3 protein-coding genes and 1 pseudogene are annotated in these 5,620 nt (G+C 66.0%); 1 reads left to right on the forward strand and 3 read right to left on the reverse strand.

The window, feature by feature from the left end:
• Positions 1-164 precede the first annotated feature (164 nt).
• Positions 165-1,098: pseudogene (locus tag EIP85_RS22345) on the forward strand (IS5 family transposase).
• A gap of 361 nt (positions 1,099-1,459) precedes the next feature.
• Here the strand turns inward: EIP85_RS22345 and EIP85_RS22350 are convergent.
• From EIP85_RS22350 to EIP85_RS22360, 3 genes are all read right to left on the reverse strand, one after another.
• Positions 1,460-3,772 carry a Tex family protein gene (locus EIP85_RS22350; protein ID WP_127904414.1) on the reverse strand — a complete coding sequence of 771 codons (2,313 nt, stop codon included), beginning with the start codon at positions 3,770-3,772 and terminating at the stop codon, positions 1,460-1,462.
• Between the two features lie 243 nt (positions 3,773-4,015).
• Positions 4,016-5,257 (reverse strand): MFS transporter, encoded by a 1,242-nt coding sequence (locus EIP85_RS22355; protein WP_241560150.1) that lies wholly within the window; start codon positions 5,255-5,257, stop codon positions 4,016-4,018.
• Positions 5,254-5,499 (reverse strand): hypothetical protein, encoded by a 246-nt coding sequence (locus EIP85_RS22360; RefSeq protein ID WP_127904415.1) that lies wholly within the window; start codon positions 5,497-5,499, stop codon positions 5,254-5,256. Before EIP85_RS22360 ends, EIP85_RS22355 begins: the two co-directional genes overlap by 4 nt.
• Positions 5,500-5,620 lie beyond the last annotated feature (121 nt).

The following is a 5,620-nucleotide window of genomic DNA, read 5'->3' on the forward strand; positions in this document are numbered from 1 at the left end:
CACGCAACCTTTCCCTCAGATTTGCGCGAATATGGCGGGCTGATAGCCGTGCGCCCATCATCCCCGGCAGACTTATCCCACGGCCTCTGTGGTGGGTAGGCGTTGTTGCACAACTCTGACGATGGACGATTCACATCGTGAATCCATGCGGTTAGACGGGTGCGATGAGCAAGCCGACACTTGCTGCCCGCTACCGCAAGACGAACTGGTCCAGCTACACGGCTTCGCTTCGCAAACGCGGGTCACTGTTGATCTGGCTGGACAAGGAGATGGCCTGGCTGGCGCCGCGTGACGGCAGTCCCGGTCGCGCTTGCGGTAGTCTCGGATGCGGCGATCCAGTTCTGACCATCAAGGTCCTGTTCAAGCTGCCGATGCGGCAGACCACCGGGATGGTGGCCAGCCTGTTGAAGATGGCCGATCTGGACTGGCGGTGCCCGACTACACCACCTTGGACCGACGCCAGAAGACTCTGGCCGTTCAGATCCCGTATCGACGCGCCGAAGGCCCCTTGAACCTGCTGGTGGACGGCACTGGGATCAAGTTCCTCGGCGATGGCGAATGGCAGGCGCGCAAACACGGTGCTCAGGGACGACGCCAGTGGCGCAAGGTGCACCTGGCCATGGACACCACGACTTCGGACATCCGGGCGGTGGAGTTTACCCCGAGCAGCGATGGCGACAGCCCGGTCTTGCCGGAGTTGCTCGACCAGATCCCCGAGGGGGAGGAGAGCGGCACGGTGACCGCCGACGGCGCCTACGACACCCGCCGTTGCCACACCGCCATAATCGACCGCCAGGCCACCGCGATCATCCCGATCCGCAAGAACGGGCGGCCGTGGAGAGAGGACTGTCCGGCCGCGATTGCCCGAAACGAAACCCTACGCGCTACCAGGCACTATGGCCGAGCGTTCTGGAAACGCTGGACCGGATACCATGTCCGGAGCCGGATCGAGGCAAAGATGCGATGTCTGAAAGCCTTCGGTGAACGCATCGCCGCACGAGACCCCGACCGCCAGACCCCGCCGAAATCCAGATCCGCATCGCACTGATGAACCGCTTCGCGGCCCTCGGAACGGCCGAGATCGTCCGCGTGGCCTGAAGCCGAGGGGAAAGGGCCTCTCACGTCTCAGACGTGAGTTCTGCAACAAAGCCTGCCGACGCTGCCGATCGCCTTGAGCATGTGCGTGGGTTTGCCGGACACCGGGTAGCGCGCATCGGCCTGGAGAAAGTGCAGAAGTTCGGCCTCGTTCCGCAGGACCTTGAGGCGGACAAACTGGCGATGCTGCGACAGTGCCGCCTGTGGGTGCGTTTCCGGAAGGCCAAGGTGGCTCAGCCCCACCGCGAATATGCAGGCGAAGGCTTCGCGAGGGAAGGTGCCAGTTCGGTTAGAGAGCGGCCTTAGGCCCCGGCCCATGCAACCGTACCAGGTTTCCCGGAGCAGCTCCCAGCGCCACGATTTCTCAGCGCTTCTTCATCGCCTCGATTAGAGCTGCCCCAAATCCACCCGGGGCTGGTGCGCTCCCGCCACTCGCGCCGTGCCTCTTCGGCTTTTCCGAAGACCGCGACTGCTGCTTCGGGCCGGCGGCGGCCTGCCCGGCGGGCGCCCCACCTTCCTTGCGCATTGTCAGCCCGATGCGCTTGCGTCCGATGTCCACTTCGGTCACGTGGACCTGAACGACGTCGCCTGCCTTGACGATCTCATGCGGGTCCTTCACGAACCGGTCGGCCAGCTGGCTGATATGCACCAGACCGTCCTGATGCACGCCGATGTCGACGAAGGCACCGAAGGCGGCGACGTTGGTGACGGTCCCTTCCAGGCGCATGCCGGGTTTCAGATCCTTGATATCCTCGACCCCGTCGGTGAAGGTCGCCGTCTTGAACTCCGGCCTTGGATCGCGGCCAGGTTTCTCCAGCTCCAGGAAGATGTCTCGCACGGTCGGCAGGCCGAAGGAGCCCATCACGAAGTCTTCCGCGCGCAGTCCTTTGAGGGCGCCCGCCGTACCGATGATCTGCCGGATATCGCGCCCGCAGGCCGAGACGATGCGGCGGGCGACGTCATAGGCCTCCGGATGCACGGCCGAGGCGTCGAGCGGCTCGGCACCGTCGCGGATGCGCAGGAAGCCGGCGGATTGCTCGAACGCCTTCGGGCCGAGGCCGGTGACCGTCAGCAGCGACTTTCGTGACGGGAAGGAGCCATGCTGTTCGCGGTGGCGCACGATGGCTTCCGCGAGCGACGGGCCAAGCCCGGCCACCTGTGCCAGCAGCGGTGCCGAGGCGGTGTTGAGATCCACCCCGACAGCGTTCACGGCATCCTCCACCACCGCCTCGAGCGCCTGCGCCAGCCGGCGCTGGTCGACGTCGTGCTGGTACTGCCCGACGCCGATCGACTGGGGTGTGATCTTCACCAACTCTGCCAGCGGATCCTGCAGACGCCGGGCGATGGAGACCGCGCCGCGGAGCGAGACATCGAGATCGGGAAACTCCCGCGCGGCAAGCTCAGAGGCCGAATAGACCGAGGCGCCGGCCTCCGAGACGACGACCTTGGTCGGCGCCTTCACGCCCGCGGGCAGCAGCCGGAGCGTGTCTGCGACGAGCTTCTCCGTCTCCCGGCTGGCCGTCCCGTTCCCGATCGCAATCAGCTCCACACCATGGCGCGAGACGAGCTCTGAAAGCTTCGCCTCCGCACCGCGCACGTCCATCCTGGGCTGGAACGGGTAGATCGTCGCGGTCTCGAGAAGCTTGCCGGTCTTGTCGACCACCGCGCATTTCACTCCCGTGCGGATGCCGGGATCGAGCCCCAGCGTCGCCTTGGCGCCCGCCGGTGCCGCCAGAAGGAGATCCTTGAGGTTGCGCGAGAAGACCGCGATGGCCTCCTCATGGGCGCGCTGGCGCAATTCTGTCAGCAAATCGATATAGATCGTGAGGGAGAACTTCACCCGCCAGGCCCAGCCCGCCACGTCCCGCAGCCACCGGTCGCCCGGGGTGTCCCCGGACGTGTCGAGGGATGCCGCGATCATGGCGACAGCCTGCGGCACCCCGGTCTCTGGGTCGGGGGCAATCTCCATCGTGACGATCTCTTCCTTGGCTGCCCGCAGGATGGCAAGCGCGCGGTGAGAGGGGATATCGGCCCACTTTTCCCGCTGATCGAAGTAGTCCGAGAACTTTGCCCCCTGCTCCTCCTTGCCCTCGATCACCTTCGAGGAGACGAAGGCTTCGCGCCGCATGAAGTCCCGAAGCCGGCCCAGGAGGTCTGCCCGCTCGGAAAGCTCTTCGGTCAGGATGTCGCGCGCCCCGGCAAGCGCCTCCTTCACGGTCGGCACAGCCTCGCTGACATAGCCCTCGGCGTGGGTTTCGGGGGCTATCGCGCGGTCGGCGATGATCTTGCTCAGCAAAGGCTCGAGACCGTTCTCCCTTGCGACCATCGCCTTGGTGCGCCGCTTCGGCTTGAACGGCAGGTATATGTCTTCAATGGATGCCTTGGTCTCCGCCCGCGTTATCGCCCGAACCAGATCGTCGGTAAGCTTGCCCTGCTCGCCGATCGATTTCAGGATCGACTCGCGGCGCGCCTCGAGCTCGCGCAGGTAGGTGAGCCGGTCCGACAGGGTCCGCAACTGCGTGTCGTCGAGCCCGCCCGTGACCTCCTTGCGATAGCGCGCAACGAAGGGAACCGTCGCGCCCCCGTCGAGAAGCGCCGCCGCTGCGCTCACCTGCGCCGGGCTGGCGGCGATTTCCTGGGCGATGATGCGGGCGATGTGGGCGGCGGTCTGGGTCAAGGCAAGCTCTCCATCAGGCGGAACGCCGTGATAGCCATCGCGCGCCGGCCTCGCAAGATCGCGTGCCGGGCCCGGATGGGCTGCAGCGCCTTCAGATCCCTGCCCCGGCCTGCCGCGACAGCATCGCCTGATCCTTTCGGCCCGATATTGCGGGACCTTTTCGGGTTTCCGACGGCGCGAGCGACGGAAAACGACACCAGGGTGGCCGGCAAGGCATCGAAAAAGTGACCGGCCCGTTGATCCTCAGGCGGCCTGCGCCTCGCCACGGCCGCGAAGGTGATCGAAGGCCAGCAACAACAGGCAGATCAGGACGACGGGCCAGAAGATCAGGGTCAGCGTGTTCCAGCCGAAGTCGTTCAGCACCTGCCCAGAGGCGAGCGAAGACAGTGCGACGCAGCTGAACAGAATTGCATCGTTGAAGCCCTGCGCCTTGTTCTTTTCCGATGGGTGGTAGCAGCTCGCGACCATCGACGTGGCCCCGATGAAGCCGAAGTTCCAACCAAGGCCGAGCAGGACGAGGGCCGCCCAGAAATTCCACAGCGCGAAGCCGAGATGGGCCACGACGGCGCAGCAAAGAAGAATTGCAAGACCCGTTGCGACGATCCTGTGCTTGCCGAAGCGGGCGATCAGGCGGCCCGTGAAGAAGCTCGGCGCGAACATCGCCATGACGTGCCACTGGATGCCCCAGGTGGCGAGGTTCGCCGACAGGCCATGCGCGACCATGGCAAGCGGGGCGGCGGTCATCATGAACGTCATCAGGGCATAGGAGGCGGTGGCGCAGACCAGAGCGGTGACAAAGCGGCGCTGCGTGACGATCTCGGCCAACGGGCGGGGCGGCGCATCCGATTCCCCCTCGTGCAGCTCATGCTTTTCGGGAATGCGCAGGAAGGAGAGGACGAAGGCCCCGACCAACGCCAGCGGTATCATCGCGGCAAAGGCCCCGGCGAACATGACCGGTGCGAACAGCGTTCGGGTATGGATCACCGTCTGCGGACCGATGATCGCGGCGAAGACACCGCCGATCAGGACCAGAGAGATCGCCTGCGGCTTGAACGCAGGCGGAGCGGCATCGGCGGCGGCAAAGCGATATTGCTGCACAAAGGAATTGCCGAATCCGGCAAGCAACAGCGCTGCCACGAGCAGCCAGAAGCTGCCGGCAAACAGCGCCGCGGTTGCCAGCGCCCCGCCGGCGATCGGAAACAGCGTGCCGACCATGAAGCCGGCGCGCCGCCCAAGACGGCGCGTGACCGCGGCCGCGATCACCGCGCCGATCGCGACCCCCGCGGTGAAGCCCGTGACCGGGGCGGTCGCCATCGATTTATCGGCGCCGAGCAGGTAGCTCCCCGCAAGACCGCCCATCGAAATGCTGATCGGCCCGACCGAGCCGACGATCGCCTGGCTCGCTGCAAGCAGGAGAGAATTGCGGCGCGCCTGGGCGCGCGCGTCAGACGGACGCCCCATGCCATTGCCGGTTGCGGTGCTCACGTTCTGCGTCCCCTTGCCAGGCCGAAGCGGCGGGCGGCGCACTTGGGAATGGTGCGGGCGACCTCGGCACGTGTCGAGGCCGCTGCGCGGCAGCGCGTCGCCATGCGGCCGCGCAAGAGGCCGGAATAAATGGATGCCACATCAGACATGAGACTGCCGTAGCACAGCCCGGCGGCCTTAAGAACACCCCATTTCGGGCCTTCGGTCGCGGCGGTCTGCAAGCGCCTGTTCAGGCCGGGCATGGACCGCTGCCGGCCGCGACGGAAGTCGACCCTTATACGGCGGCCGCGCGGACTCTGGCGGCCACAGGCACTCCGCCCGCCTAGAGCTCCAGGTACATCTCGGATCCGCGCTGAACGACCC

The organism is Solirhodobacter olei, from assembly GCF_004010155.1.
In the GTDB taxonomy this organism is placed as follows: Bacteria; Pseudomonadota; Alphaproteobacteria; order Rhodobacterales; family Rhodobacteraceae; genus Solirhodobacter; species Solirhodobacter olei.